Consider the following 25812-nt stretch of genomic DNA (forward strand, 5'->3'; position numbering starts at 1 on the left):
CTGCGTGAAGTCGGAATCGCTAGTAATCGTGAATCAGAATGTCACGGTGAATACGTTCCCGGGCCTTGTACACACCGCCCGTCACACCATGGGAGTGGGTTGCACCAGAAGTAGCTAGTCTAACCTTCGGGAGGACGGTTACCACGGTGTGATTCATGACTGGGGTGAAGTCGTAACAAGGTAGCCGTAGGGGAACCTGCGGCTGGATCACCTCCTTAATCGACGACATCAGCTGCCCCATAAGTTCCCACACGAATTGCTTGATTCATTGAAGAAGACGAAAGAAGCAGCCTGTATCGGTTTGTAGCTGAGTTGGTTAGAGCGTACCCCATGCTTTGTGGTTAAGAGCAGGGTGAGGTCGGCCTTAGTAGCTCGAAATTGGGTCTGTAGCTCAGTTGGTTAGAGCGCACCCCTGATAAGGGTGAGGTCGGCAGTTCGAATCTGCCCAGACCCACCAATTTTGTGTGGGAAACGCCTGTAGAAATACGGGGCCATAGCTCAGCTGGGAGAGCGCCTGCCTTGCACGCAGGAGGTCAACGGTTCGATCCCGTTTGGCTCCACCACTACTGCTTCTCTTGTATAAAGCTTAGAAATGAGCATTCCATCATGATGATGGTGAATGTTGATTTCTAGTCTTTGACTAGTTCGTTCTTTAAAAATTTGGGTATGTGATAGAAAGATAGACTGAACGTTACTTTCACTGGTAACGGATCAGGCTAAGGTAAAATTTGTGAGTTCTCTTAATTGAGAAATTCGAATTTTCGGCGAATGTCGTCTTCACAGTATAACCAGATTGCTTGGGGTTATATGGTCAAGTGAAGAAGCGCATACGGTGGATGCCTTGGCAGTCAGAGGCGATGAAAGACGTGGTAGCCTGCGAAAAGCTTCGGGGAGTCGGCAAACAGACTTTGATCCGGAGATGTCTGAATGGGGGAACCCAGCCATCATAAGATGGTTATCTTGTACTGAATACATAGGTGCAAGAGGCGAACCAGGGGAACTGAAACATCTAAGTACCCTGAGGAAAAGAAATCAACCGAGATTCCCTTAGTAGTGGCGAGCGAACGGGGACTAGCCCTTAAGTGGCTTTGAGATTAGCGGAACGCTCTGGAAAGTGCGGCCATAGTGGGTGATAGCCCTGTACGCGAAAATCTCTTAGTCATGAAATCGAGTAGGACGGAGCACGAGAAACTTTGTCTGAATATGGGGGGACCATCCTCCAAGGCTAAATACTACTGACTGACCGATAGTGAACTAGTACCGTGAGGGAAAGGCGAAAAGAACCCCGGAGAGGGGAGTGAAATAGATCCTGAAACCGTATGCGTACAAGCAGTGGGAGCAGACTTTGTTCTGTGACTGCGTACCTTTTGTATAATGGGTCAGCGACTTATTTTCAGTGGCGAGCTTAACCGAATAGGGGAGGCGTAGCGAAAGCGAGTCTTAATAGGGCGTCTAGTCGCTGGGAATAGACCCGAAACCGGGCGATCTATCCATGGGCAGGTTGAAGGTTGGGTAACACTAACTGGAGGACCGAACCGACTACCGTTGAAAAGTTAGCGGATGACCTGTGGATCGGAGTGAAAGGCTAATCAAGCTCGGAGATAGCTGGTTCTCCTCGAAAGCTATTTAGGTAGCGCCTCATGTATCACTGTAGGGGGTAGAGCACTGTTTCGGCTAGGGGGTCATCCCGACTTACCAAACCGATGCAAACTCCGAATACCTACAAGTGCCGAGCATGGGAGACACACGGCGGGTGCTAACGTCCGTCGTGAAAAGGGAAACAACCCAGACCGTCAGCTAAGGTCCCAAAGTTATGGTTAAGTGGGAAACGATGTGGGAAGGCTTAGACAGCTAGGAGGTTGGCTTAGAAGCAGCCACCCTTTAAAGAAAGCGTAATAGCTCACTAGTCGAGTCGGCCTGCGCGGAAGATGTAACGGGGCTCAAACCATACACCGAAGCTACGGGTATCATCTTCGGATGATGCGGTAGAGGAGCGTTCTGTAAGCCTGTGAAGGTGAGTTGAGAAGCTTGCTGGAGGTATCAGAAGTGCGAATGCTGACATGAGTAACGACAATGGGTGTGAAAAACACCCACGCCGAAAGACCAAGGTTTCCTGCGCAACGTTAATCGACGCAGGGTTAGTCGGTCCCTAAGGCGAGGCTGAAAAGCGTAGTCGATGGAAAACAGGTTAATATTCCTGTACTTCTGGTTATTGCGATGGAGGGACGGAGAAGGCTAGGCCAGCTTGGCGTTGGTTGTCCAAGTTTAAGGTGGTAGGCTGAGATCTTAGGTAAATCCGGGATCTTAAGGCCGAGAGCTGATGACGAGTGTTCTTTTAGAACACGAAGTGGTTGATGCCATGCTTCCAAGAAAAGCTTCTAAGCTTCAGGTAACCAGGAACCGTACCCCAAACCGACACAGGTGGTTGGGTAGAGAATACCAAGGCGCTTGAGAGAACTCGGGTGAAGGAACTAGGCAAAATGGCACCGTAACTTCGGGAGAAGGTGCGCCGGTGAGGGTGAAGGACTTGCTCCGTAAGCTCATGCCGGTCGAAGATACCAGGCCGCTGCGACTGTTTATTAAAAACACAGCACTCTGCAAACACGAAAGTGGACGTATAGGGTGTGACGCCTGCCCGGTGCCGGAAGGTTAATTGATGGGGTTAGCTAACGCGAAGCTCTTGATCGAAGCCCCGGTAAACGGCGGCCGTAACTATAACGGTCCTAAGGTAGCGAAATTCCTTGTCGGGTAAGTTCCGACCTGCACGAATGGCGTAACGATGGCGGCGCTGTCTCCACCCGAGACTCAGTGAAATTGAAATCGCTGTGAAGATGCAGTGTATCCGCGGCTAGACGGAAAGACCCCGTGAACCTTTACTATAGCTTTGCACTGGACTTTGAATTTGCTTGTGTAGGATAGGTGGGAGGCTTTGAAGCGTGGACGCCAGTTCGCGTGGAGCCATCCTTGAAATACCACCCTGGCAACTTTGAGGTTCTAACTCAGGTCCGTTATCCGGATCGAGGACAGTGTATGGTGGGTAGTTTGACTGGGGCGGTCTCCTCCTAAAGAGTAACGGAGGAGTACGAAGGTGCGCTCAGACCGGTCGGAAATCGGTCGTAGAGTATAAAGGCAAAAGCGCGCTTGACTGCGAGACAGACACGTCGAGCAGGTACGAAAGTAGGTCTTAGTGATCCGGTGGTTCTGTATGGAAGGGCCATCGCTCAACGGATAAAAGGTACTCCGGGGATAACAGGCTGATACCGCCCAAGAGTTCATATCGACGGCGGTGTTTGGCACCTCGATGTCGGCTCATCACATCCTGGGGCTGAAGCCGGTCCCAAGGGTATGGCTGTTCGCCATTTAAAGTGGTACGCGAGCTGGGTTTAGAACGTCGTGAGACAGTTCGGTCCCTATCTGCCGTGGACGTTTGAGATTTGAGAGGGGCTGCTCCTAGTACGAGAGGACCGGAGTGGACGAACCTCTGGTGTTCCGGTTGTCACGCCAGTGGCATTGCCGGGTAGCTATGTTCGGGAAAGATAACCGCTGAAAGCATCTAAGCGGGAAACTTGCCTCAAGATGAGATCTCACTGGAACCTTGAGTTCCCTGAAGGGCCGTCGAAGACTACGACGTTGATAGGTTGGGTGTGTAAGCGCTGTGAGGCGTTGAGCTAACCAATACTAATTGCCCGTGAGGCTTGACCATATAACACCCAAGCAATTTGCGTCGAAAGACCAGATTGCGGTGTGTGAAGACGAAACGAACCGAAAGTTCGATGTTCACAAACACCGAAAGCTATCACATACCCAATTTGCTGAAGCGAGGCCATTTGGCCACGACTCAGTACCCGAATTTCTTGACGACCATAGAGCGTTGGAACCACCTGATCCCATCCCGAACTCAGCAGTGAAACGATGCATCGCCGATGGTAGTGTGGGGTTTCCCCATGTGAGAGTAGGTCATCGTCAAGATTAAATTCCGAAACCCCAATTGCGAAAGCAGTTGGGGTTTTGTTTTGGCCGCGGGAAAGTTCGTACAGCATTCAAGGATGTCGTCCGGCTGTCATACCCTGTCGACAATGCTAAGGTTCTGCCCTGGCTTTTGTACTTCTCCAAGGAAACCCTTATGCCGGACGCCCAGTCCCTCAACGCTGCATTCATGGTGGTCCAGAGCAATAGTCTGGACGAACTGCGCAGCCTTGTGATCAGCATAATGCGGCGCTATCCACTGGCCCCGCTGGAAAACGAAATCGCTCTGGTGCAGAGCAACGGTATTGCGCAGTGGCTCAAACTGGCCTTGGCTGAAGATCCAGAGGACGACGACCTCGGAGGTTGCGGTATTGCTGCCGCGATAGATGTGCAACTGCCGGGCAGTTTCATGTGGCAGCTTTACCGCATGGTATTGGGTCGAGATGAAATTCCTCCCAAATCCCTGCTCGATAAGGCCCCGCTGACCTGGCGCCTTATGCGTCTGCTGCCACAGGTCATTGATCGCCCGCATTTCGAGCCGTTGCAACGCTTCCTTACCCATGACACCGACCTGCGCAAGCGCTATCAATTGTCCGAACGCTTGGCGGATCTGTTCGACCAATATCAGGTGTACCGGGCCGACTGGCTGGAAGACTGGGCCGAAGGCCGGCATCAATTGCGCACTGTCAGAGGTGAAGTAAAACCACTGCCCCCGACCAGTTGCTGGCAGGCAGAACTGTGGCGTGCGCTGCTGGATGACGTGGGTGAGCAAGGTATGGCGCAGAGTCGTGCCGGCGTTCATCAACGGTTTATTGAGCGCATCAACAACCTCAACGAAGCACCTGCGGGATTGCCTTCGCGAGTGATCGTTTTCGGGATTTCTTCGCTGCCAGCCCAAGTACTTGAAGCGCTGGCCGGGCTCGCGCGTTTCAGTCAGGTTCTGCTGTGTGTACACAACCCGTGCCGGCACCATTGGGCCGACATTGTCGCCGACAAGGATCTGCTGCGCCATCAATACAAACGGCAATCGCGCAAGACCGGAATGCCAGCAGTGCTGGATCCTGAAACACTGCATCAACACGCCCATCCACTATTGGCTGCGTGGGGCAAACAGGGCCGGGACTACATCAACCTGCTCGACAGTTATGACGATCCCAATAGCTATCGGGCGGCTTTTCGCGACGGCCGCATAGACCTGTTCAGCGAAACTCAGCCGCACAATCTGCTCAATCAACTCCAGGACGATATCCTGGAGTTGCGCCCACTCAACGAAACCCGTGAGCACTGGCCTGCTGTCGATCTGGCACAGGACGAGTCGATCCGCTTTCATATTGCCCACAGCGCACAACGTGAAGTCGAAATACTGCATGACCAGCTCCTGGCACGCTTCAGTGCCAACCCGGATCTGCGTCCGCGCGATGTGATCGTCATGGTGCCTGACGTCGATAGCTATGCCCCGCATATCCGCGCAGTATTTGGTCAGCTTGACCGGCATGATTCGCGGTTTATTCCCTTCACGTTGGCGGATCAGGGGCAACGTGGCCGTGATCCACTGCTGATCGCGGTCGAACACCTGCTCAAGCTTCCCGACAGTCGTTTCCCGGTCAGTGAAATTCTCGACCTGCTCGACGTTCCTGCACTCCGCGCTCGCTTTGGTGTAGAAGAGCGCGACCTGCCGACACTGCATCGCTGGATCGAAGGCGCGGGCGTGCGTTGGGGCATGAATGCCGAGCAGCGAGCGGGTCTGGGTTTACCCGACGAGCTTGAGCAAAACAGCTGGCATTTCGGTCTGCGTCGCATGCTTCTGGGCTACGCCGTCGGCAGTGCCAATGCATGCGAAGGGATTGAACCCTACGATGAGATCGGCGGACTCGACGCCGCACTGATGGGGCCGTTGGTGGCTCTGCTCGATGCGCTGGAACTGGCCCACCAGCAGCTCACCCAACCCGCTCAACCCAAGGAGTGGGGATACCGTTTGCAAGCGCTGATGCAACTGTTCTTCAAGGCCAGTAACGAGCATGACGACTACTTGTTGACCCAACTCGAAGAGCTGCGCGAAACCTGGCTGGAAACCTGTGAGGCTGTAGGTCTGGCGGATGAGCTACCACTGACCGTGGTTCGTGAAGCCTGGCTCGCCGGCCTGGACCAAGGGCGTTTGTCTCAGCGGTTTCTGGCCGGTGCCGTGAATTTTTGTACGCTGATGCCCATGCGCGCCATTCCATTCAAACTGGTCTGCCTGCTGGGGATGAACGACGGCGACTATCCCCGCGCGCAGCCGCCGCTGGACTTCGACCTCATGGGCAGCGGCTACCGTCCGGGAGATCGCTCACGACGTGAAGATGACCGTTATCTTTTGCTTGAGGCGCTTTTGTCGGCGCGCAATCAGCTGTACATCAGCTGGGTGGGGCGCAGCATCCGCGACAACAGTGAACGACCGGCCTCCGTGTTGATTGGCCAACTGCGCGATCACCTCGCCAGCGGTTGGCGATTGCTCGACGAAAATCGCGATCTGTTGAGTGCCATGACGCAAGAGCACCCGCTGCAACCGTTCAGTGCGCGCTATTTTCATGAGGGCGACCAACTCTTCAGCTATGCCAGCGAATGGCAGGTTCTGCATCAACAGCATGAGCCTCAAAACGAAGCGCAGTTACTCACTCCTTATGTGCAAGAAGACCCGTTGAGCCTAGCGTTGTTGCAGGACTTTTTGCGCAACCCGGTCCGGCATTTTTTCACGCAACGCCTCAAGGTGTATTTCGAAGCGGCCGAAGCCCCCCTGGCCGATGAAGAACCCTTCGTGCTGGACGCATTGCAGCGTTACACGCTCAGCGACAGCCTGCTCGAAGCTGCTCTCAGGCAACCGGACAATGTCGAACAGGCGCTGACTGCCCAGGCACGACGTCTGCAAAACAGCGGTCTGTTGCCAATGGCCGGGTTTGGCGAGTGCCTGCAGCGAGAGCTGATCGAACCTCTGCCGGATCTACTGCAGCGTTATCAGCAACTGCTGACATTGTGGCCGACCCCGTTGAGCAGTGCCACGCCGGTCAACCTTGAACTGCAGGGCTTGCGACTCGAAGGCTGGCTCGCCGGTTTGCATCAGCGCGCCGATAGTGGCCTGTTGTCGGTCACGACCATTCCCAACAGCATTGGCTCGATCAAAAGCCGAAAATGGCATCGCCTGACCAAACCCTGGGTCAATCATCTGGTGGCCTGCGCCAGTGGACTTTCCCTGAGCACCGCATTGGTGGCCAGCGATGACACGCTGCTGCTTGAACCGATGGAGCCGGATCGAGCGGTACGTTTCCTCGGTGATTTGCTCCTCGCCTGGCAGGCCGGGATGCGTCAGCCACTGCCGATCGCGGTAAAAACTGCCTTCGCGTGGCTCGCTCAGAGCGACCCGCTGAAGGCCGAAGCGGCCGCGCGTAAAGCCTATGAAGGTGACGGGCAGACCAGCGAAGGCGAGCGCCGCGAGAGCCCGGCGTTGTCACGGCAATTTGCCGATTTTGAGGCATTGCTTGCCGATGAGACGTTCTCCGGTTGGTGTGACGCCTTGTATCGCCCGTTGTTTGAAGCGCCCTGGCGTTCGCTGTCCACCGAAGGGGCTCGCGCATGAGTACCAAGACACCCCTCGCACTGGCATTCCCGCTACAGGGCAGCCAGTTGATCGAAGCCAGTGCCGGTACCGGTAAAACCTTTACCATTTCGGCTTTGTATCTGCGGCTTATCCTCGGGCATGGTGACGAGGCGTGTGGATTCGGCCGAGAATTGTTGCCACCACAGATTCTGGTGGTGACCTTCACCGATGCCGCGACCAAGGAACTGCGGGAGCGCATACGCACGCGTCTGGCTGAGGCCGCTCGATTCTTTCGTGACGAAACGCCTGCGCCCGACGCGCTGATCGTCGAATTGCGTGATCAATTCGACTCCCCACAATGGCCCGGTTGCGCCAACCGCCTAGATGTCGCCGCGCAATGGATGGACGAGGCAGCTGTCTCGACGATCCACAGTTGGTGTCAGCGCATGCTGCGTGAGCATGCGTTCGACAGCGGCAGCTTGTTCACCCAATCCCTGGAAACCGATCACAGCGAGTTGCTCGGCGAAGTGCTGCGCGATTACTGGCGGCTGTTCTGTTACCCGATGCAGGGCGATGCCTTGAATTGGGTTCGCAGCAATTGGGGTGGGCCGGCGGCGTTGTTGCCTCGCGTGCGCGGCCTGTTCGCCAGCGAGCGTGACAGCGACGAGGGCAAGGCGCCTGCGGAGCTGATCGATGAATGTCTGCAAGAACGCCGTGCCGCGCTGATCGAGCTGAAAATGCCATGGCGTCAGTGGGCAGACGAATTGCTCGCCATCTGTCATCAAGGTGTTGCGAGCAAAACTGTCGACGGTCGCAAGATGCAGGCGCGTTACTTCGAACCGTGGTTCGAAAAGCTCAAGGCATGGGCCGAAGATGAGTCCCTGGAGCAACTGGATATCGGCACCGGTTTCACCCGACTGACTCCCGACGGGATGGCCGAAGCGTGGAAAGGCCAAGCTCCCAGTCACCCCGGCCTGGACGCGATGCCAAAGCTCAAGTCGAGCCTCGATGCATTGCCAACCCCTGATGCCGCAGTGTTGCAACATGCCGCCAAATGGGTAGGCGCGCGCTTTGAAGAAGAGAAGCGGCGTCGCGCCGAGATGGGCTTCGACGACATGTTGTTGCGCCTGGATGCCGCTCTGCAATCCGACGGAGGCGAACGTCTTGCGACGTTGATTCGCGAGCAGTTCCCGGTCGCGCTGATCGATGAGTTTCAGGACACCGACCCGGTGCAGTATCGAATCTTCGAAAGCATCTATCGCATCGAAGACAATAGTCCTGAAACCGGCCTGTTCCTGATTGGTGATCCGAAGCAGGCGATCTACGCTTTCCGCGGTGCAGACATCTATACCTACCTGCGTGCGCGTCAGGCCACCACTGGCCGGCTGCATACGCTGGGCACCAACTTCCGTTCCAGCCACGGCATGGTCAACGCGGTCAATCATGTTTTCGCACGCGCCGAGTCCCGAGAGCAGGGCCGCGGGGCGTTTTTGTTCCGCGAGAAAAACGGCGACAACCCGGTGCCGTTCCTCCCCGTCGAATCTCAAGGTCGCAAGGAACAGCTGCAAGTTGCCGGGCAAGCTGTCGCGGCGTTGAATGTCTGGCACTTGTCCACCGACCAGCCACTGTCGGGTGCGGTCTATCGTCAGCAGTTGGCGGCAGCGTGCGCCAGCGAAATCACCTCGCTGCTCAATGGTGGGCAAAACGCTAGCGCAGGGTTCATTCAGGACGGCAAAGATTTCAGAGGCCTGAGGCCGTCCGACATCGCGATTCTCGTGCGCGACGGCAAAGAAGCCCAGGCCGCGCGCGGAGAACTCGCCGCCCGTGGTGTGCGCAGCGTTTACCTGTCGGACAAGGATTCGGTATTCGCGGCACAAGAAGCCCACGACCTGTTGTCCTGGCTCAAGGCCTGTGCCGAGCCGGATGTCGAACGCTCCCTGAAAGCCGCATTGGCCTGCATCACCCTGAACCTGCCATTGGCTGAACTGGAACGTCTGAACCAGGACGAACTGGTCTGGGAAACCCGGGTCATGCAGTTCCGTGGCTATCGCGAGCTATGGCGCAAGCAAGGCGTGCTGCCGATGTTGCGCCGCCTGCTGCACGACTTCCATCTGCCGCAAACCTTGATGACGCGCACCGATGGCGAGCGTGTCCTGACCAACCTTTTGCACCTGTCGGAATTGATGCAGCAAGCAGCAGCGGAGCTGGACGGTGAACAAGCGCTGATTCGCCATCTGGCTGAACTGCTGGCAGTGTCTGGCCAGGCCGGCGAAGAGCAGATTCTGCGTCTGGAAAGTGATGAGCAATTGGTCAAGGTCGTGACCATCCACAAGTCCAAAGGCCTGGAATATCCATTGGTGTTCTTGCCGTTCATTTGTTCGGCAAAACCCGTGGATGGCAGTCGCCTGCCACTGCATTACCACGATGCAGAGGGCAAGGCTCAAGTGAGTTTGAAACCAACTGCCGAGTTGGTAGCGCAAGCGGACGATGAGCGTCTGGCCGAAGACTTGCGCTTGCTCTACGTTGCGTTGACTCGCGCACAACATGCCTGCTGGTTGGGCGTGACGGATCTCAAACGGGGCAATAACAACAGTTCGGTGCTGCACCTCTCGGCGCTGGGTTATCTGCTTGGTGGCGGCGCATCGCTTGGCGAGTCCAGCGAACTGAAACGCTGGCTGCAAGACCTGCAACTAGACTGCCCGGCTATCCATATCAATGAAATGCCCCAACCTACCGACGAGCATTACCAGCCGCCACGCAATGACGCCGTGCTGAGTGCCACACTGTTGCCCAAGCGCAAGGCCAGCGAGAACTGGTGGATCGCCTCCTACAGCGCTCTGCGCATCAGCGACGTGTTGAGTGGCGGCAGCGATGAAGCACCGGACAGCCCACAAGCGCAAAAGCTGTTTGATGACGAACGCCTCGACCCCGATGCGCCGCGGGAAATCATTGCCGGCGGCGCCGATATCCACCGCTTTCCGCGCGGTCCCAATCCGGGAACATTTCTCCACGGTTTGCTGGAATGGGCGGGAGATGACGGCTTTGCCGTTTCCCGCGAGGCGCTGGAGGATGCGATTGCCCGACGCTGCAACCTTCGCGGTTGGGAGGGTTGGATCACCACCTTGAGTGACTGGTTGCAGCATTTGCTCAAATCGCCACTACCGATTGCCGGCGGGCAGCCACCGGTTGTACTCGAACAGCTGAAGCAATATCGGGTCGAAATGGAATTCTGGTTCGCCAGCCATAAAGTCGATGTACTCAAACTCGACGAACTGGTGCGTCAGCATACGCATCGGGGCGTGGCCCGCGTGGCAGCCGAACCGGTGCAACTCAATGGCATGTTCAAAGGCTTCATCGACCTGACCTTTGAACACGATGGCCGTTATTACGTGGCGGACTACAAATCCAACTGGCTCGGTGTGGATGATCAGGCCTACACGGAGCAGGCCATGGAACAGTCGATCCTCGACAACCGCTATGACTTGCAATACGTGTTGTACCTGCTGGCGTTGCATCGCCAGCTCAAGGCGCGGCTGCCTGATTACGATTACGACCGACATGTCGGCGGCGCGTTGTATCTGTTCCTGCGTGGCACGCGTGCTGACAGTCGTGGTGTGTATTTCGCCCGTCCCCCTCGTGAACTGATCGAGCGTCTCGACCGTATGTTTCAAGGAAAACCCGAACCCAAGTCCGAACCCGCCTGGGAACAGGGAGTCCTGCTATGAGCCGCACCTTTGCCGATCTGCTACCCATACCGCTCGCAGCCGACAGCCTGTCGAGGCTTTCGCCGCTGACCAGCGCCGATGACCTGTTGATATTGCTGACTCGTTGGGTCGAGCGTGGCTGGCTGCGTGCGCTGGACAAAGCGTTCGTCGCGTTCCTGCACGAACTTGAGCGCGACACGGATCCGCTGGTGCTGTTGGCTGCCGCCCTGACCAGCCATCAACTGGGCCACGGTCATGTCTGTCTTGATCTGTACGAAACCCTGAAAGCTCCTGACTTCGCGCTGTCACTGCCCCCCGAAGGCGACGTGCAAGGCGGTGTGCTGTTGCTGCCGTCGCAATTGCTTGAGGCGCTCGACGGTGCTCATTGGTGCAGGGTGCTGGCGGGCAGCTCCTTGGTCGCGCTGGCGGCGGATTCCAGCGATTTCGCACAGCAACGCCCGCTGGTATTGTCGGGCAAACGTCTGTATCTGCGACGCTACTGGACCTACGAGCGGCGCATTGATACGGCGTTGCGCCAGCGCCTGGAGCAAGTCGAACCAACACCGGACGATCTGCCGCAGCGCTTGAACGAACTGTTCGGATCAGCCAGAACCGGCGAGGTAATCGACTGGCAGAAACTCGCCTGCGCCCTTGCCACTCGCGGTGCCTTCAGCATCGTCACCGGCGGTCCGGGTACCGGCAAAACCACCACGGTGGTGCGTTTGCTGGCCCTGCTTCAAGCGCCCGCAGTCGCTACCGGTCATCCGCTGCGGATTCGTCTGGCGGCACCGACAGGCAAGGCCGCGGCGCGGTTGACCGAGTCCATCAGCCAGCAGGTGCAGTCGCTGAAAGTTACCGAAGAGGTGCGGGCGAAGATTCCTTGTGACGTCACCACCGTGCATCGCTTGCTGGGCAGCCGTCCCGGCACCCGCCATTTCCGCCACCACGCCGGCAATCGCTTGCCACTGGATGTGCTGGTGGTCGACGAAGCCTCGATGATCGACCTGGAAATGATGGCCAATCTGCTCGATGCCTTGCCACCCCATGCACGCCTGGTTCTGTTGGGCGACAAGGACCAACTGGCCTCTGTGGAGGCCGGCGCTGTACTGGGGGATTTGTGCCGTGACGCCGAGGGTGGCTGGTACAGCCCGCAGACCCGACAGTGGCTGGAGTCGGTCAGCGGTGAGTCGTTGCAGGGCAGCGGCTTGCATGAAGACGTCGATGGCGCCCACCCGCTGGCCCAGCAGGTGGTCATGCTGCGCCACTCCCGGCGCTTCGGCGAGGGCAGCGGGATCGGTCAGCTCGCGCGTCGGGTCAATCAACAGTTGCCGGATGAAGCGCGTCAGTTGCTCACCGCCGGACACCATGACGATGTGTATTCGTTGCCACTCAAGGGTGAACACGATCACAAGCTGGAGCGCCTGCTGCTGGAAGGGCACGGCGACGGCCCGCAGGGTTACCGCCATTATCTGAGTGTGCTGCGTGATCAGCGCCCACCCTCGGCTCGGCCCCTCGAACATCCGGACTGGGTCGTTTGGGCCCGCGAGGTCTTGCAAGCTTTCGACACTTTCCAGTTGCTGTGCGCCGTGCGCAAAGGGCCATGGGGTGTCGAAGGTCTGAATCAACGAATCACCGCCGCATTGCTCAAAGCACGTCTGATTGAAAACGATCAGCAATGGTACGAAGGCCGTCCGGTTCTGATGACTCGCAACGATTACGGTCTGGGCTTGATGAACGGCGACATCGGGATCGCCCTCAAGCTGCCCGAGCGCGAAGGGCCGGACGCGGGAAAATCGGTATTGCGCGTGGCCTTCCCGCGCAACGACGGGCAGGGTGGCGTGCGTTTTGTATTGCCAAGCCGCCTCAACGACGTCGAAACCGTCTACGCCATGACGGTGCACAAGTCTCAGGGCTCGGAGTTTGCCCACACCGCGCTGATCCTTCCCGATGCCTTGAACCCGGTGCTTACCAAAGAATTGATCTACACCGGCATCACCCGCGCAAAGCACTGGTTCACCCTGATCGAATCCCGCCCGGGGGTGTTCGAGGAGGCAGTGCAGCGCAAGGTCAAACGCCTGAGCGGGCTGATGCTGGAACTGGAAGAGGGTGCCGTGCCTCGGGGGTGAAAATCCAGACGATTGACGGCGATTACTGACCGACCGGTCAGAGGTCGCTGTCTCGCTGGCGTTCCAGTGCTGTGCTATCGTTGCGGCATCATTTCGCTACGATCCAAGAGAATCCCTGCATGAAGGTGTCTGTCTGGGCGACAGAGCGCGTAGTTGTCTGCAAGCACGCGTTGCTTGTCGGTCTGCTCTGGTTGTTGACGGGGGCGGCTGTCGCACAGTCGCAAGCGCCGACGGGCATGGCCGAACAACGGGCCAAATCTGTCACTCAGGTCGTTCTTGGCATTCTCAGCTACGCGCGCTGGCCGGTGGAGCCGGCGCAATTGCGCCTGTGCATCGTTGGCCCGACCGAATACACCGACGACTTGGTCAAAGGCACCACGCAAGCCACCGGCCGGCCGGTGACCGTACGTCGCCTGCTGGCCGACAACCCGGCCATCATCAGCGAATGCGATGCGGTGTACATCGGCAAACTCACGACGGATGAACGCGCTCGCTTGTTCTCTTCGCTGATCGGTCATCCGGTGCTGAGCATCAGCGAAGGCGGCGATCAATGCACGGTCGGCAGTCTGTTCTGTCTACGCATTGGCGATGAACAGGTGTCTTTCGAGGTCAACCTCGACTCCGTTGCCCGCAGCGGCGTGCGTATTCACCCAAGCGTGCTGCAATTGTCGCGTCGCAAACCGGCGGCGCCATGAAACTGTTCCGAGCGGAAAAACGCCCGACGTTGGGGTCGGTCATCGGCCGAGGGCATTTGATTGTTGCGCTGGTGGGCGTGGCGATGGCCAGTGTTTCGCTGACGTTGCTCGGCGTACTGGCTTTACGGGTGTACGCCGATCACAACCTGCACTTGATCGCCCGTTCGATCAGCTACACCGTGGAAGCTGCGGTGGTGTTCAACGACAAGACGGCCGCCAACGAATCGCTGGCGCTGATTGCTTCCGCCGAAGAGGTCGCTGATGCCCAGGTGCTGGACAGCCAGGGACAACTGCTCGCGCATTGGCAGCGACCGGAAAACGGCTTGTTCTCTGAGCTGGAAATGCAGATCACCCGCGCCGTCCTGGAGAAACCCATCAGCCTGCCGATCGAGCATCAGGACCGTGAAATCGGTCGCGTATTGCTCACGGGTCATGGCGGTAGCCTGATGCGCTTTCTGCTCAGTGGTCTGGCGGGGATCATCCTCTGTACCGCGATTAGCGCCTGGGTCGCGCTCTACCTGGCGCGGCGCCAGTTACGTGGCATCACCGGCCCCCTGCGCAGCCTGGCCGCCGTCGCCCACGCCGCACGCAGTGAACGCGCGCTGGACCGCCGTGTGCCGCCGGCGAAGATCGCCGAACTCGACAACCTCGGCAATGACTTCAACGCCTTGCTCGACGAACTGGAATCGTGGCAAACCCATCTGCAAAACGAAAATGAAACCCTCGCTCACCAAGCCAGTCACGACAGCCTGACCGGTTTGCCAAACCGCGCCTTTTTCGAAGGGCGGTTGATCCGCGCGTTGCGCAATGCCGGCAAACACGATGAGCGCGTGGCCGTGTTGTTTCTCGACAGTGACCGTTTCAAAGGCATCAACGACAACTTCGGCCACGCCGCCGGTGATGCGGTGTTGGTGGCCGTGGCCAACCGCGTCCGTGCGCAATTGCGTGAAGAGGATCTGGTGGCGCGACTGGGCGGTGACGAGTTCGCGGTTCTGCTCACGCCGCTGCACAAGGTCGAAGATGCCGAGCGAATTGCCGACAAGATCCTCGCCAGCATGGACATGCCCATCGCGTTGCCGGGCGACACCAGTGTGGTGACCTCGCTCAGTATCGGCATTGCGGTTTTTCCCGATCATGGTGCCACGCCGGGGGCCTTGCTCGATGCCGCCGATGCTGCGATGTATCAAGCCAAGCGCCTGTCGCGCGGCGCCCAATTCACGGCCGGGGCGGAGCACCCGGTCGATTCCGTGCAAACCAGGAGCTGACTCTCGTGTCCACACTGACCATTCGATCTTTTTACGCTGTGCTGTTGATGGCCGTACTGGCCCTGACCGGTTGCCAGACAGCGCCGCAAAAAGGCCTGACCCCGGCGCAAGTTGCGGTCCTCAAACAACAGGGCTTTGAATTGACTGACGAGGGCTGGGAGTTTGGCCTGTCCGGCAAAGTGCTGTTTGGCAGCGACGTCGAAAGCCTGAACACGCAAAGCACCGAGATCGTTGAACGCATCGGCAAGGCATTGCTGGGCGTCGGTATCGAGCGCGTGCGCGTCGATGGTCACACCGATGCATCGGGCAAGGAAACCTACAACCAGCAATTGTCCCTGCGCCGTGCGAAAAGTGTCGCCAACGTCCTGCGCACAGTCGGCATGAAGGACGAGAACATCCAGCTGCAGGGCCTGGGCAGCAAAGAGCCGGTGGCGTCCAACGATACGGCAGCCGGTCGCACGGAAAACCGCCGGGTCTCGATTGTGGTCAGCGCCGACTAATCGGCGAACTGCATGTTGCGGGTTTGCCCCATCAGCAGGCCCTGATTACGCTCGGTCACCTCGCGGATGTAATCCCACAACAGGGTGATCCGCTTGAGCTTGCGCAGGTCCTCCCGGCAGTACATCCAGAACTGCCGGGTGATGTCGATGTCCTCCGGCAACACCGGCAGCAGGCGCGGGTCCTGCGCGGCGAGGAAGCACGGCAGAATCGCCAGAGAACGCCCCTGCTGTGCGGCGACGAACTGCGCAATCACGCTGGTGCTGCGCAAATGCGCACTGGCGCCTGGCAGCACGTTCGCCAGGTACAGCAGCTCCGAGCTGAACGCCAGGTCATCCACATAACTGATGAATTGATGCTTGCCCAAGTCTGCCGGGCGGCGGATCGGTGGGTGTTGGTCCAGATAGTCCTGGGTTGCGTAGAGCTGCAAACGGTAGTCGCATAATTTGCAGCAGACGTACGGTCCATGCTCCGGGCGTTCCAGGGCAATGACGATATCGGCCTCGCGCTTGGACAGGCTGATGAAGTGCGGCAGCGGCAGGATGTCCACCGAGATCGCCGGGTAGGCGTCGACGAAATGGCTCAGCTGCGGGGTGATGAAAAAACTGCCGAAGCCTTCGGTGCAACCCATGCGCACGTGCCCGGAGAGTGCCACACCAGAGCCGGATACCTGCTCGCAGGCCATGTGCAATGTGCTTTCAATCGACTCGGCATAACCGAGCAAGCGCTGACCTTCGCTGGTCAGGACGAAGCCACTGGTGCGCGACTTTTCAAACAACAGCGTGCCGAGTGCCGCTTCCAGCGAACTGATCCGCCGCGACACCGTGGTGTAGTCGACAGCCAGCCGTTTGGCCGCGGTGCTGGCCTTGCGGGTGCGGGCGACTTCGAGGAAAAACTTGAGGTCGTCCCAGTTCAGCGAACCGAGGGAGGTGATGTTTTTTTGCATGATGGACGGGCTTATATGTGCGTTCTTATTAGAAGTTTGCACATCTATACTCCAAAAACAGTCCGACAACCAATTCGTGACACACGCCTCATTTCAAGGCGAACCTTTCGCCTTGGCTCCTACGATAAAAACAAGTTTCGGAGACCAGCATGAACGCATCGCTTACGCCCAACGACACCACGCTGCAGAAAGTCAAACTGCTGATCGACGGCGAGTGGGTCGAGTCGCAGACCACCGAATGGCACGACATCGTCAACCCGGCCACCCAACAGGTGCTGGCCAAAGTGCCGTTTGCCACCGCCGCTGAAGTCGATGCCGCCGTCAGCGCCGCCCAGCGCGCTTTCCAGACTTGGAAACTGACTCCGATCGGTGCGCGCATGCGCATCATGCTCAAGCTGCAAGCGCTGATCCGCGAGCACTCCAAACGTATTGCCGTCGTCCTGAGTGCCGAGCAGGGCAAAACCATTGCCGACGCCGAGGGCGATATTTTCCGTGGCCTGGAAGTGGTCGAGCACGCGTGCTCTATCGGCACCCTGCAAATGGGCGAGTTTGCCGAAAACGTCGCGGGTGGCGTTGATACTTACACCCTGCGCCAGCCGATCGGCGTGTGCGCCGGCATCACGCCGTTCAACTTCCCGGCGATGATTCCGCTGTGGATGTTCCCGATGGCCATCGCCTGCGGCAACACCTTTGTCTTGAAGCCTTCGGAGCAGGATCCGCTGTCGACCATGCTGTTGGTCGAGCTGGCAATCGAGGCCGGTGTACCGGCGGGCGTGTTGAACGTGGTTCACGGCGGTAAAGATGTGGTCGATGGCCTGTGCACGCACAAGGACATTAAAGCCGTGTCCTTCGTCGGTTCGACGGCCGTCGGCACCCACGTTTATGACCTGGCTGGCAAGCACGGCAAACGCGTGCAATCGATGATGGGCGCGAAGAACCACGCCGTGGTGCTGGCCGATGCCAATCGCGAGCAGGCGCTGAATGCGCTGGTCGGCGCCGGTTTCGGTGCCGCCGGGCAACGTTGCATGGCCACCTCGGTGGTGGTGCTGGTCGGCGCGGCGAAACAATGGCTGCCAGATTTGAAAGCGCTGGCGCAGAAACTCACCGTCAACGCCGGTAATGAGCCGGGCACCGATGTCGGCCCGGTGATCTCGAAGAAAGCCAAGGCGCGAATTCTCGACCTGATCGAAAGCGGCATCAAGGAAGGCGCCAAGCTTGAACTGGACGGCCGCGACATCAAGGTGCCGGGCTACGAGCAAGGCAACTTTGTCGGCCCGACCCTGTTCTCGGGCGTGACCACCGACATGCAGATCTACACCCAGGAAATCTTCGGCCCGGTACTGGTGGTGCTGGAAGTCGACACCCTTGATCAGGCGATTGCGCTGGTCAACGCCAACCCGTTCGGCAATGGCACTGGCCTGTTCACCCAGAGCGGTGCGGCGGCGCGTAAATTCCAGACGGAAATCGACGTCGGCCAGGTCGGCATCAACATTCCGATTCCAGTGCCGGTGCCATTCTTCAGCTTTACCGGTTCGCGCGGTTCGAAACTCGGCGACCTTGGTCCGTACGGCAAGCAAGTGGTGCAGTTTTACACGCAGACCAAAACAGTCACGGCGCGCTGGTTCGATGACGACAGCGTCAACGACGGCGTGAATACCACCATCAACCTGCGCTGAGGAATCGATCATGAAAATCGCATTTATCGGTCTGGGCAACATGGGCGCGCCAATGGCGCGCAACCTGATCAAGGCCGGCCACTCGCTGAGTTTGGTCGACCTGAACAAAACCGTGCTGGCGGAACTGGAGCAACTGGGCGGCAGCATTCGTGCTTCGGCCCGTGAAGCTGCTGAAGATGCCGAACTGGTGATCACCATGCTGCCGGCGGCGGTGCATGTGCGCAGTGTCTGGCTCGGTGAGGACGGTGTGCTGGCTGGCATTCGCCAAGGTGTGCCAGCGGTGGATTGCAGCACCATCGATCCGCAGACCGCTCGCGATGTAGCGGCCGCTGCCGCGAAACAAGGCGTGGCCATGGCCGACGCGCCGGTGTCCGGTGGCACGGGCGGTGCCACTGCCGGCACGTTGACCTTCATGGTCGGTGCCACCCCGCAACTGTTCGCCACCCTGCAACCGGTGCTGGCGCAAATGGGCCGCAACATTGTGCATTGCGGCGAAGTCGGCACCGGGCAGATCGCCAAGATCTGCAACAACCTGCTACTGGCGATTTCGATGGTCGGTGTCAGCGAGGCGATGGCGCTGGGCGATGCATTGGGCATCGACACCTCGGTGCTGGCCGGGATCATCAACAGCTCGACCGGGCGTTGCTGGAGTTCGGAGATGTACAACCCGTGGCCGGGCATCGTCGAAACGGCGCCGGCCTCGCGTGGTTATACCGGTGGGTTCGGTGCGGAACTGATGCTCAAGGATCTGGGGCTGGCGACCGAAGCGGCGCGTCAGGCGCACCAACCGGTGGTGCTCGGCGCGGTGGCGCAGCAGTTGTATCAGGCGATGAGCCAGCGCGGTGACGGCGGGAAAGACTTCTCGGCGATCATCAACAGCTATCGCAAGCCTGCAATTGAAGGGCAGCGCTGAACAAACTGTGGGAGCGAGCCTGCTCGCGATGACGGCGGTTGCTTCAACAAGGAAGTGACTGACGGTCCGCTTTCGCGAGCAGGGGAATTGCGTATATCAGAAATTGTTTGCCGGGAAATCACGTCGGGTGATCTCCCGGCTTTTTTGCATCAGGCAAACACGAAATATTTACGCACGGTCTCGACCACTTCCCACGTGCCTTTCATCCCCGGCTCAACCACGAAAATATCGCCAGCACGCAGGTGGATCGGCGCCATGCCGTCCGGAGTAATCACGCAGTAGCCTTCCTGGAAATGGCAGTACTCCCACTTCACATAATCGACGCGCCATTTGCCCGGGGTGCAGATCCACGTACCCATGATCTTGCTGCCGTCTTCGCTGGTGTAGGCGTTGAGGTTAACGGTGTGCGGGTCGCCTTCGAGTTTTTCCCATTTGCAGGCATCGAGTACCGGCAGCGGATGAGTGTCGCGTAGAACGGTAATAGGGGCGGTCATGTGTCGGCTCCAGACAAGGCGATCAAGCGGAAGCTGCACCCTATAGCGCCGTGCTTCTGCCCAGATGTCTGTGCTCGACATGCAGATATCCATAAACGCTGCCAGGTTTACGGATGGAGACGTAAACCTTCCAGCAAAATCAATTAACGGCAGTATTGATCTAAAACAAAGGCTATGAAGTTATAACTATTTTACTTGTCTGGTTTTTACTTTTAGTACGTCTGTTCCGTTGCGTCCTTAGTTGCTTTCGATAGTCAGCCTGCCCGATAGCGCGGGCGCCCCACCATACCCCGTCTTTGTTAAGTAAATAAGTCGTTCGCCGCACCAAGGAGGTGCGGTGTCTGTGGGGTTTTGCAGACTTTTTTCGAGTTGTAAAAAAACCTTGAATAGTTCGTTGACTCTCCCCTTAAGGGCAGAGTTTAGATTCCCGCCGCGTGAGAAGTTGCTGTGGGAAAAGTTACTTTTCATAAGTCGAATTCATGAAGTAGTCACGACATATAGGGAGATAGAAATGAACAATCCATTGGACTTGGAACATGTCGTTGCCAGCACTCGCGAAATCCTCGCACAGCTGTTGGTGATGGATGCGAATGACATCGAAGAAAACAGCAGCATCGTCGAAGACCTCGGTGCCGACTCGCTGGACATCGTCGACCTGAGCTTCCAACTGGGCCGCCAATATGGCTGCACACTGCCGAAAACCAGCGTGCTTGACCATGCGGTGGCGGTTTGCGGGGATGCCAGCGAGTTTCTCGCCAACGGTCGCATTACCGAAAGTGGCAAGCACCTGCTTGAGCAAAGCCTCAGCGCCTACACCCCGGATCAACTGAAGGCGGGCATGCAACCGGCTCAGGTGTTCGCCGCGACCACCGTGCGTAACTGGGCCAACCAGTGCCGCAATCTTTTCAACTACCTGCCGGCCACCTGCCCGGATTGCAACGCTCACCAAGCGGTTCTGAACGAACGTCAACAAGTGGTCTGCGGTGCGTGCAGTGCACGTCTGGTGCCGGCGGATGGCGATGAAGTGTCGCGTCAATTGGTTGAGCAGTTTGTCACCACTCACGCCAAAGAAGCGGTGTAGGAGTTCTCATGCGGGCACGAGAAGTCTATGTGGGCGGGTTCGGTCTGGTGGCGCCGATGGCGCTGGACGCTGCCACGTTGTTCGAGCGGATTTGCCGGAAGCAATCCTGTGTCCGCGAACATCCTCGGTTCAAGGCGCTGGGATTCAACAACAGCGCCGCCGGTTTTATCGACGATACGCAGTGGCAGCGGATCGGGGCCGGTTTCGGTGGCAACGCGGCGCTGCGCCCACGGCAAAGTGTGCTGGCCGAATACGTTGCCCGGCAGGCGCTGGAGCATGCCGGTCTGACACCGGCAGACTTTGCCCACAGTCGCAGCGGTCTGTTTCTGGGCGCCAACAAGTACTGTGCCGACAGCCACGACCTGCAGCGGCTCAGCCGGTGCATGGATGAGGCCGGACGCGTCGACCTCGACCGTCTGCTGGACAATCCGGCAGCGTCCAGCGCGACTTTCACCCGGCGGGTCGATCAACAGACGCAGCACCTGGCCGATCGGCTCGGCATCCGCGATCACATCTCGACCCATTCCGATGCCTGTGCCGCCGGCACCATGGCCATCGGCAGTGCTTACCGGGCGATCGAGCGCGGAGAGATCGATCTGGCTATCTGCGGCGCCGTCGAACTGATGGCCAACGAACTGCCTTATTACATGTTCAACAGCCTCGGCGCGCTCTGTCAGGCCGACTTGCCGGCGAGCGAACAAAGCCGCCCGTTTATGCCTGACCGTAGCGGTTTTGTCCTCAGCGAAGGCTCGGCGATGGTCATTCTCGAATCCGCTGAACACGCCCAACGGCGCAAGGCTGCGCCACTGGGCCGGGTGTTGGGTTACGCGAATGTCTGCGAGGCGCAGAAAATGACCTCCAGCAGTCGCGACGGCAGTAAATACGAGGAATGCATGGAAGCCGCAATCGAAGACGCCGGGCTGCTGCGCAGCGCCGTGCAACACGTCAACACCCACGGCACCTCCACGCAGGCCAATGACAGTTGTGAAGCGTTGGCGCTGCAGCGTCTGTTCGGCGGCTGCCAGGACTTCATGACCTTCACCGCCAACAAGTCCGCCATCGGGCACTCCCTGGCAGGCAGTGGTGCGATCGAAGCGGTGCTGTCGCTGATGAGCCTGCGTGACGGTGTGCTGCTGCCGACCCTGAATTACGACTCCGAGCGTGCCGAATACCCTTCGCTGAAGTTCTTGAGCGAGCCGGTGCGACAGCCGATCAGCGTGGTGATGTCCAACTCGTTCGGCTTTGGCGGCATCAACAGCTCGCTGGTTCTGGGGAGGGCATGACATGAACCGAGCCATCTACCTGAATGCCGCTGCGGTGCTGAATGTGGCGGGCAGTGAATGCGCTGACTTGCTCGGCACACCCTGCGCGGCGCAACCGCTGGCATTTGACGCACAGCGTCAGGCGTTTGCCTTGCCGACACCGCGACTGGCCAGTGACCTGTTTGATCGCAAGATCCAGCGCAGCGTCGAACCGCAGGGCTTACGGCTGTTGCATTGTGCTGCACGGCTTGCGCCAGCGCTGGCGGCGCTGCAATTGCCCGCGTCACGCATTGCCCTGACAGCGGCCATTCCTGAAGTCGACGCGCCGAGTCCTTGCTGGGATGCGGTGCAGGCGATCATCGAACAGCCGCAAAAACAACTGGCGCAGTTATTGGCCAACACACCGCCCCTGCATGCGCTGACCCTGCTCAACAGCAGCGTCATGGCCTATGTGGCTGAAGCATTGAATTGCCATGGGCCAATGGGTGGATTTTGTTCTCAGGACAACGCCGGGCTGGATGCGCTGATCGAAGCTTGCCAGCAGATTGGCGAGCGACATGCCGACGCCGCGTTGGTGGTCAGCAGCAGCCCGAACCTGACCCCGGCCCTGTATCTGCGCGAGCCCGATCAGGCGAACGAAGCGATTTTCGGTGAGGGCGCCGCCGCGCTGTTGCTGGCGTCGACACCGCCGCCGGGTGCGGCACACGCCGTGCGCATTGCCGGATTTGCCCGCGGTTACAGCAACGATCCGCAACGCTCTGTGGCGGTGGGTCGGCGCGTCATCGATCAGGTCCTGAGCGTCGAAAAACTGCGGGTCGGCGACGTCGAGCATATCGTCGGCAATTGCGCTGACGGGCAAGTGATGAAGTTGCTCGAAGCTTTCCCGCGCGAGATTTGCAGTACCCGCGCCATGACCGGCGAACTGGGCGCCAGCGGCTTGCTGACAGAGGCCGCACTGACTTTGCATCTCAGCGGTGATACGGCGGCGGCACCGGGTTACACGCTGCTCGTCAGCCACACTCGCGCCGGTCACTGGGGCGCATTGCTGTTGGCCAGTGAAACCATGGAGAAGCACGCATGAGTGCGACACGGATTGTGATCACCGGCATGGGCGCCGTCACCGGTTTCGGTTTCGAATGGCAGACCCTCTGGGAAAAAATGCTCGGCGCCGAACATTGCGTGCGGCCATGGCAGCCGGACGACTTGCAAGAGGCGTCGTTCGCGGTGCGTTATGCCGCGCCTGTCGACATGCGCCTGTTGCCGGAAAAACTGCACAGCCATCCGGCCTGGACGATGCCGCTGGAAAAGCGCAGTCGGTTTGGCTGGGTGGCTGCCACCCAGGCAGTCGGTGACAGCGGCTTGCAGCCAGAACAGTTGCGTGGCGCGGCGGTGCTGTGTGCCTCGGGAGCACCGCAGCACATGCTCGCCGACATGCTGCTGACCGAAGCCCCGAATGGTGGCACCCCGAGCTGGTCGTACCTGATGCCACGGGCCGGGCAAGTGAATGCCGATGGCTCACTGCGCCAGAGCAACGATCGTCTGGCGCGGGTAATCGCCGACGACCTGGGCTGTGAAGGACCGGTGATCAATATCAGCAGTGCCTGTGCCGGTGCTTCACAAGCCATTGGCAATGCCTTCCAGATGATTCGTCGCGGAGAAGTCAGCGTTGCGCTGGCGGGTGGCGCCGACTCGGTGCTCAACCTCGACACCATGGCCGCGTTGTATCTACTCGGTGCCGCGTCGGGCGAGCAGCGCTGGGGCGCGGATCTGTGCCGTCCGTTCGATCGTGACCGCAGCGGTCTGATTGCCGGCGAGGGCGGTGGTTTTGTCGTGCTGGAAAGCCTCGAACATGCCTTGGCCCGTGGCGCCACGCCGTATGCCGAGGTGTTGGGTTTCGGCAGCAGTCTGGACGCCTACAAAGTCACCGCACCGCAGCCGGAAGGACGCGGCGCGGCACTGGCTATGCAGGCCGCGCTGGACGACGCCGGTTTGCGTGCACAGCAGATTGATCTGATCAACGCCCACGGCACCTCGACACCGCTCAATGACGTGGCCGAGACCCTGGCGATCAAAAGCGTGTTCGCCGAGCACAAGCATTATCGAACCCTGGCCGTCAGCGCCAACAAATCACAGTTCGGTCACCTGATCGCGGCCGCTGGCGCACCGGAATGCATCGTCACCGCGTTGGCCTGCCTCAACGATCTGGTCACGCCAACAGTGAACCTGCATGACGCCGACGAACAGTGCGATCTGGATTACTGCGCCGGGCAAGCCGTCAGTCGCCGAGTGGATTACGCGCTGAGCAATTCCTTCGGTTTCGGTGGCCTCAATACTTCGCTGGCCCTTGGCAAATATCGGGAGCAGGGACAATGACTGACACCACTGTACGTGTCGCGATCGCCGGCAGCGGCTGTGTCTTGCCCACCGGCTGGGGCGTTGAGGGTTTCTGGTCGTCGGCCCGCGGAGGGCGTAGCGCGATCTCGCCCCTGAACTCGTCGTTGTTCCACAGCGAGCGGGTCATTGCGTTCGGGCACATCGCTGATCGAGATCATCAACGTAGCCGTCAGGACGTTGCGCAAAACCTCCAACGTTACTGCCCGCCGGCGGTGATCTGGGGCGTCAGTGCGGTGCGCCAGGCGTTGGCCGAGGCCGAGCTTGAACCGGGCCGCGACAACGTGCGTTTTGGTCTCTATTGCTGCCAGGGCGGTTACACCCATCCGTCGCTCGCGTCTTACGGCGAACTGTTGCACGAGTGTCAGACCGAGAGCGGTGCCGACATGCAGCGTCTGGCCAAACGCGTGTTGCAGGAACGTGCACTCGATCCGTTCCTGGTGCTCAAGAGCCTGAGCAACGGTTTGCTCGGCGTCGTCAGTCTGGCCTTGAAGCTTGAGTGCGAATGCAACGCCTACATGCAAGGCGTGGCCGGCAATCTGGCGGCGCTGCGCGAAGCCTGCGCGGCGTTGCAGAGCGGGCGGATCGATGCGGCCATTGTGGTGGGCGCGGGCAGTGAACTGGATCCGCTGGCCCTCGCCGCACTGGCCGAGGCGGGGGTGATCAGCACCGACGGTTCGCCAAGCCTGCGTGCCTTTGATCGCCAGGGCCGTGGCGGCATTGCTGGCGAAGGTGCGGCGGCGCTGGTACTGCGCCGCGCCGATGACCTGCCGGCAGGGCCGCAAACTTGCCTGACAGCACTGTTCGCCCATCCGCGTCTGGACTCGCTGAGCTTGCCCGACAAACAGGTGGATCTGCTGATCAGCAGCGCCACTGGCGATCCGCACAAGGATGCCGATCTGGCCCGCACGCTGGCGCGAACCGGCGCCGCGCACATCACCAGCAGCACGCCGCTGACCGGCATGCTCAGTGGTGCACCGAGCCTGGTTGACCTGATCTTTGCCCGGCAGGCTTTGCAGGCGCAGAGCATCCCGCCGGTCAGTGGCCTGGAGCAACCGCTGGATGCGCATCTGCCGTTCGTTATCGGCGGGCCGCGCGATGCCGTGCTCCACGATTGCCTGGTCATCAACCGCGACGACAACGGTTTTAGCGCCGGTTACCAACTCGAATTTCACGCGGCTGACTGACCGTCGGCACGCAACGAAACGCAGCTGATTTTTTACT

The 25812-nt window shown here is 59.2% G+C and carries 15 protein-coding genes, 2 tRNA genes and 3 rRNA genes (1 of these 20 running past the window's edge); 18 read left to right on the forward strand and 2 right to left on the reverse strand.

Going from position 1 to position 25812, the window contains the following annotated elements; translation table 11 throughout:
• The 11 genes from J0G10_RS04565 to J0G10_RS04615 all read left to right on the forward strand — a co-directional run.
• A 16S ribosomal RNA gene (locus J0G10_RS04565) occupies window positions 1–218 on the forward strand; it begins 1319 nt to the left of the window's first position.
• A 162-nt stretch (window positions 219–380) separates the two neighbouring features.
• Window positions 381–457: transfer RNA gene (locus J0G10_RS04570), tRNA-Ile, on the forward strand.
• Window positions 458–487: 30 nt separating this feature from the next.
• Window positions 488–563: transfer RNA gene (locus J0G10_RS04575), tRNA-Ala, on the forward strand.
• A 246-nt stretch (window positions 564–809) separates the two neighbouring features.
• Window positions 810–3703, forward strand: a 23S ribosomal RNA gene (locus J0G10_RS04580).
• Between the two features lie 150 nt (window positions 3704–3853).
• A 5S ribosomal RNA gene (rrf, locus tag J0G10_RS04585) occupies window positions 3854–3969 on the forward strand.
• Together the 16S, 23S and 5S rRNA genes with 2 tRNA genes alongside form the textbook arrangement of a ribosomal RNA operon.
• 154 nt (window positions 3970–4123) lie before the next feature.
• Window positions 4124–7576 (forward strand): exodeoxyribonuclease V subunit gamma, encoded by a 3453-nt coding sequence (gene recC / locus J0G10_RS04590; protein WP_220557597.1) that lies wholly within the window; start codon window positions 4124–4126, stop codon window positions 7574–7576.
• Window positions 7573–11262, forward strand: coding sequence for an exodeoxyribonuclease V subunit beta (gene recB / locus J0G10_RS04595; RefSeq protein ID WP_220557599.1), 3690 nt, complete (start codon window positions 7573–7575; stop codon window positions 11260–11262). Before recC ends, recB begins: the two co-directional genes overlap by 4 nt.
• Window positions 11259–13367, forward strand: coding sequence for an exodeoxyribonuclease V subunit alpha (gene recD / locus J0G10_RS04600; RefSeq protein ID WP_220557609.1), 2109 nt, complete (start codon window positions 11259–11261; stop codon window positions 13365–13367). The genes recB and recD overlap by 4 nt, the downstream gene beginning before the upstream one ends.
• 119 nt (window positions 13368–13486) lie before the next feature.
• On the forward strand, window positions 13487–14062 hold the full coding sequence (locus tag J0G10_RS04605) for a YfiR family protein (protein WP_095126605.1): 576 nt from the start codon (window positions 13487–13489) through the stop codon (window positions 14060–14062).
• A complete protein-coding gene (locus tag J0G10_RS04610) occupies window positions 14059–15327 on the forward strand; it encodes a diguanylate cyclase domain-containing protein (protein ID WP_095051047.1) in 1269 nt (422 codons plus the stop codon). The genes J0G10_RS04605 and J0G10_RS04610 overlap by 4 nt, the downstream gene beginning before the upstream one ends.
• A gap of 47 nt (window positions 15328–15374) precedes the next feature.
• Window positions 15375–15827 carry an OmpA family protein gene (locus tag J0G10_RS04615; protein ID WP_095051054.1) on the forward strand — a complete coding sequence of 151 codons (453 nt, stop codon included), beginning with the start codon at window positions 15375–15377 and terminating at the stop codon, window positions 15825–15827.
• Here J0G10_RS04615 and J0G10_RS04620 read toward each other — a convergent pair.
• Window positions 15824–16771 (reverse strand): LysR family transcriptional regulator, encoded by a 948-nt coding sequence (locus tag J0G10_RS04620; RefSeq protein ID WP_220558829.1) that lies wholly within the window; start codon window positions 16769–16771, stop codon window positions 15824–15826. The genes J0G10_RS04615 and J0G10_RS04620 overlap by 4 nt on opposite strands.
• Window positions 16772–16920: 149 nt before the next feature.
• Between J0G10_RS04620 and J0G10_RS04625 the strand changes: the two genes are divergently transcribed.
• Both J0G10_RS04625 and mmsB read left to right on the forward strand, forming a co-directional pair.
• A complete protein-coding gene (locus J0G10_RS04625; RefSeq protein WP_095051045.1) occupies window positions 16921–18447 on the forward strand; it encodes a CoA-acylating methylmalonate-semialdehyde dehydrogenase in 1527 nt (508 codons plus the stop codon).
• A 10-nt stretch (window positions 18448–18457) separates the two neighbouring features.
• On the forward strand, window positions 18458–19360 hold the full coding sequence (mmsB, locus tag J0G10_RS04630; protein WP_093442369.1) for a 3-hydroxyisobutyrate dehydrogenase: 903 nt from the start codon (window positions 18458–18460) through the stop codon (window positions 19358–19360).
• A gap of 149 nt (window positions 19361–19509) precedes the next feature.
• Here mmsB and J0G10_RS04635 read toward each other — a convergent pair whose 3' ends face one another.
• Entirely contained in the window at window positions 19510–19854 is a 345-nt protein-coding gene (locus J0G10_RS04635) for a cupin domain-containing protein (protein ID WP_003177747.1), read from the reverse strand.
• Between the two features lie 511 nt (window positions 19855–20365).
• On the opposite strand from J0G10_RS04635, the gene J0G10_RS04640 reads away from it, so the two are divergent.
• Genes J0G10_RS04640 through J0G10_RS04660 form a run of 5 tightly spaced genes read left to right on the forward strand, consistent with a single transcriptional unit; the run spans window position 20366 to window position 25775 of the window.
• Window positions 20366–20935: an acyl carrier protein gene (locus tag J0G10_RS04640; protein WP_095126602.1), complete on the forward strand. Its 570-nt coding sequence runs from the start codon at window positions 20366–20368 to the stop codon at window positions 20933–20935.
• Between the two features lie 8 nt (window positions 20936–20943).
• Complete coding sequence (locus J0G10_RS04645; protein WP_220557611.1) at window positions 20944–22218, forward strand: beta-ketoacyl-[acyl-carrier-protein] synthase family protein; 1275 nt, start codon at window positions 20944–20946, stop codon at window positions 22216–22218.
• A 1-nt stretch (window position 22219) separates the two neighbouring features.
• Window positions 22220–23278 carry a beta-ketoacyl-[acyl-carrier-protein] synthase family protein gene (locus J0G10_RS04650; RefSeq protein WP_220557621.1) on the forward strand — a complete coding sequence of 353 codons (1059 nt, stop codon included), beginning with the start codon at window positions 22220–22222 and terminating at the stop codon, window positions 23276–23278.
• Window positions 23275–24570, forward strand: a complete 1296-nt coding sequence (locus J0G10_RS04655) for a beta-ketoacyl-[acyl-carrier-protein] synthase family protein (RefSeq protein WP_220557623.1) — start codon at window positions 23275–23277, stop codon at window positions 24568–24570. The genes J0G10_RS04650 and J0G10_RS04655 overlap by 4 nt, the downstream gene beginning before the upstream one ends.
• The gene (locus tag J0G10_RS04660; RefSeq protein ID WP_095051039.1) at window positions 24567–25775 is read left to right on the forward strand and encodes a beta-ketoacyl synthase N-terminal-like domain-containing protein; all 1209 of its coding nucleotides are present in this window, start codon (window positions 24567–24569) and stop codon (window positions 25773–25775) included. Before J0G10_RS04655 ends, J0G10_RS04660 begins: the two co-directional genes overlap by 4 nt.
• Window positions 25776–25812 lie beyond the last annotated feature (37 nt).

This window comes from Pseudomonas germanica (genome assembly GCF_019614655.1).
Lineage (GTDB): Bacteria > Pseudomonadota > Gammaproteobacteria > Pseudomonadales > Pseudomonadaceae > Aquipseudomonas > Aquipseudomonas neuropathica.

What these genes read in the sequence shown, in the direction of transcription:
- J0G10_RS04645 (WP_220557611.1), top strand. Translation starts at nt 20,944, where the DNA reads ATGCGGGCACGAGAAGTCTATGTGGGCGGGTTCGGTCTGGTGGCGCCG.
- J0G10_RS04605 (WP_095126605.1), top strand. Translation starts at nt 13,487, where the DNA reads ATGAAGGTGTCTGTCTGGGCGACAGAGCGCGTAGTTGTCTGCAAGCAC.
- recD (WP_220557609.1), top strand. Translation starts at nt 11,259, where the DNA reads ATGAGCCGCACCTTTGCCGATCTGCTACCCATACCGCTCGCAGCCGAC.
- J0G10_RS04650 (WP_220557621.1), top strand. Translation starts at nt 22,220, where the DNA reads ATGAACCGAGCCATCTACCTGAATGCCGCTGCGGTGCTGAATGTGGCG.
- J0G10_RS04620 (WP_220558829.1), bottom strand. Translation starts at nt 16,771, where the DNA reads ATGCAAAAAAACATCACCTCCCTCGGTTCGCTGAACTGGGACGACCTC.
- J0G10_RS04635 (WP_003177747.1), bottom strand. Translation starts at nt 19,854, where the DNA reads ATGACCGCCCCTATTACCGTTCTACGCGACACTCATCCGCTGCCGGTA.
- J0G10_RS04640 (WP_095126602.1), top strand. Translation starts at nt 20,366, where the DNA reads ATGAACAATCCATTGGACTTGGAACATGTCGTTGCCAGCACTCGCGAA.
- J0G10_RS04660 (WP_095051039.1), top strand. Translation starts at nt 24,567, where the DNA reads ATGACTGACACCACTGTACGTGTCGCGATCGCCGGCAGCGGCTGTGTC.
- J0G10_RS04610 (WP_095051047.1), top strand. Translation starts at nt 14,059, where the DNA reads ATGAAACTGTTCCGAGCGGAAAAACGCCCGACGTTGGGGTCGGTCATC.
- J0G10_RS04615 (WP_095051054.1), top strand. Translation starts at nt 15,375, where the DNA reads ATGGCCGTACTGGCCCTGACCGGTTGCCAGACAGCGCCGCAAAAAGGC.
- recB (WP_220557599.1), top strand. Translation starts at nt 7,573, where the DNA reads ATGAGTACCAAGACACCCCTCGCACTGGCATTCCCGCTACAGGGCAGC.
- recC (WP_220557597.1), top strand. Translation starts at nt 4,124, where the DNA reads ATGCCGGACGCCCAGTCCCTCAACGCTGCATTCATGGTGGTCCAGAGC.
- mmsB (WP_093442369.1), top strand. Translation starts at nt 18,458, where the DNA reads ATGAAAATCGCATTTATCGGTCTGGGCAACATGGGCGCGCCAATGGCG.
- J0G10_RS04655 (WP_220557623.1), top strand. Translation starts at nt 23,275, where the DNA reads ATGAGTGCGACACGGATTGTGATCACCGGCATGGGCGCCGTCACCGGT.
- J0G10_RS04625 (WP_095051045.1), top strand. Translation starts at nt 16,921, where the DNA reads ATGAACGCATCGCTTACGCCCAACGACACCACGCTGCAGAAAGTCAAA.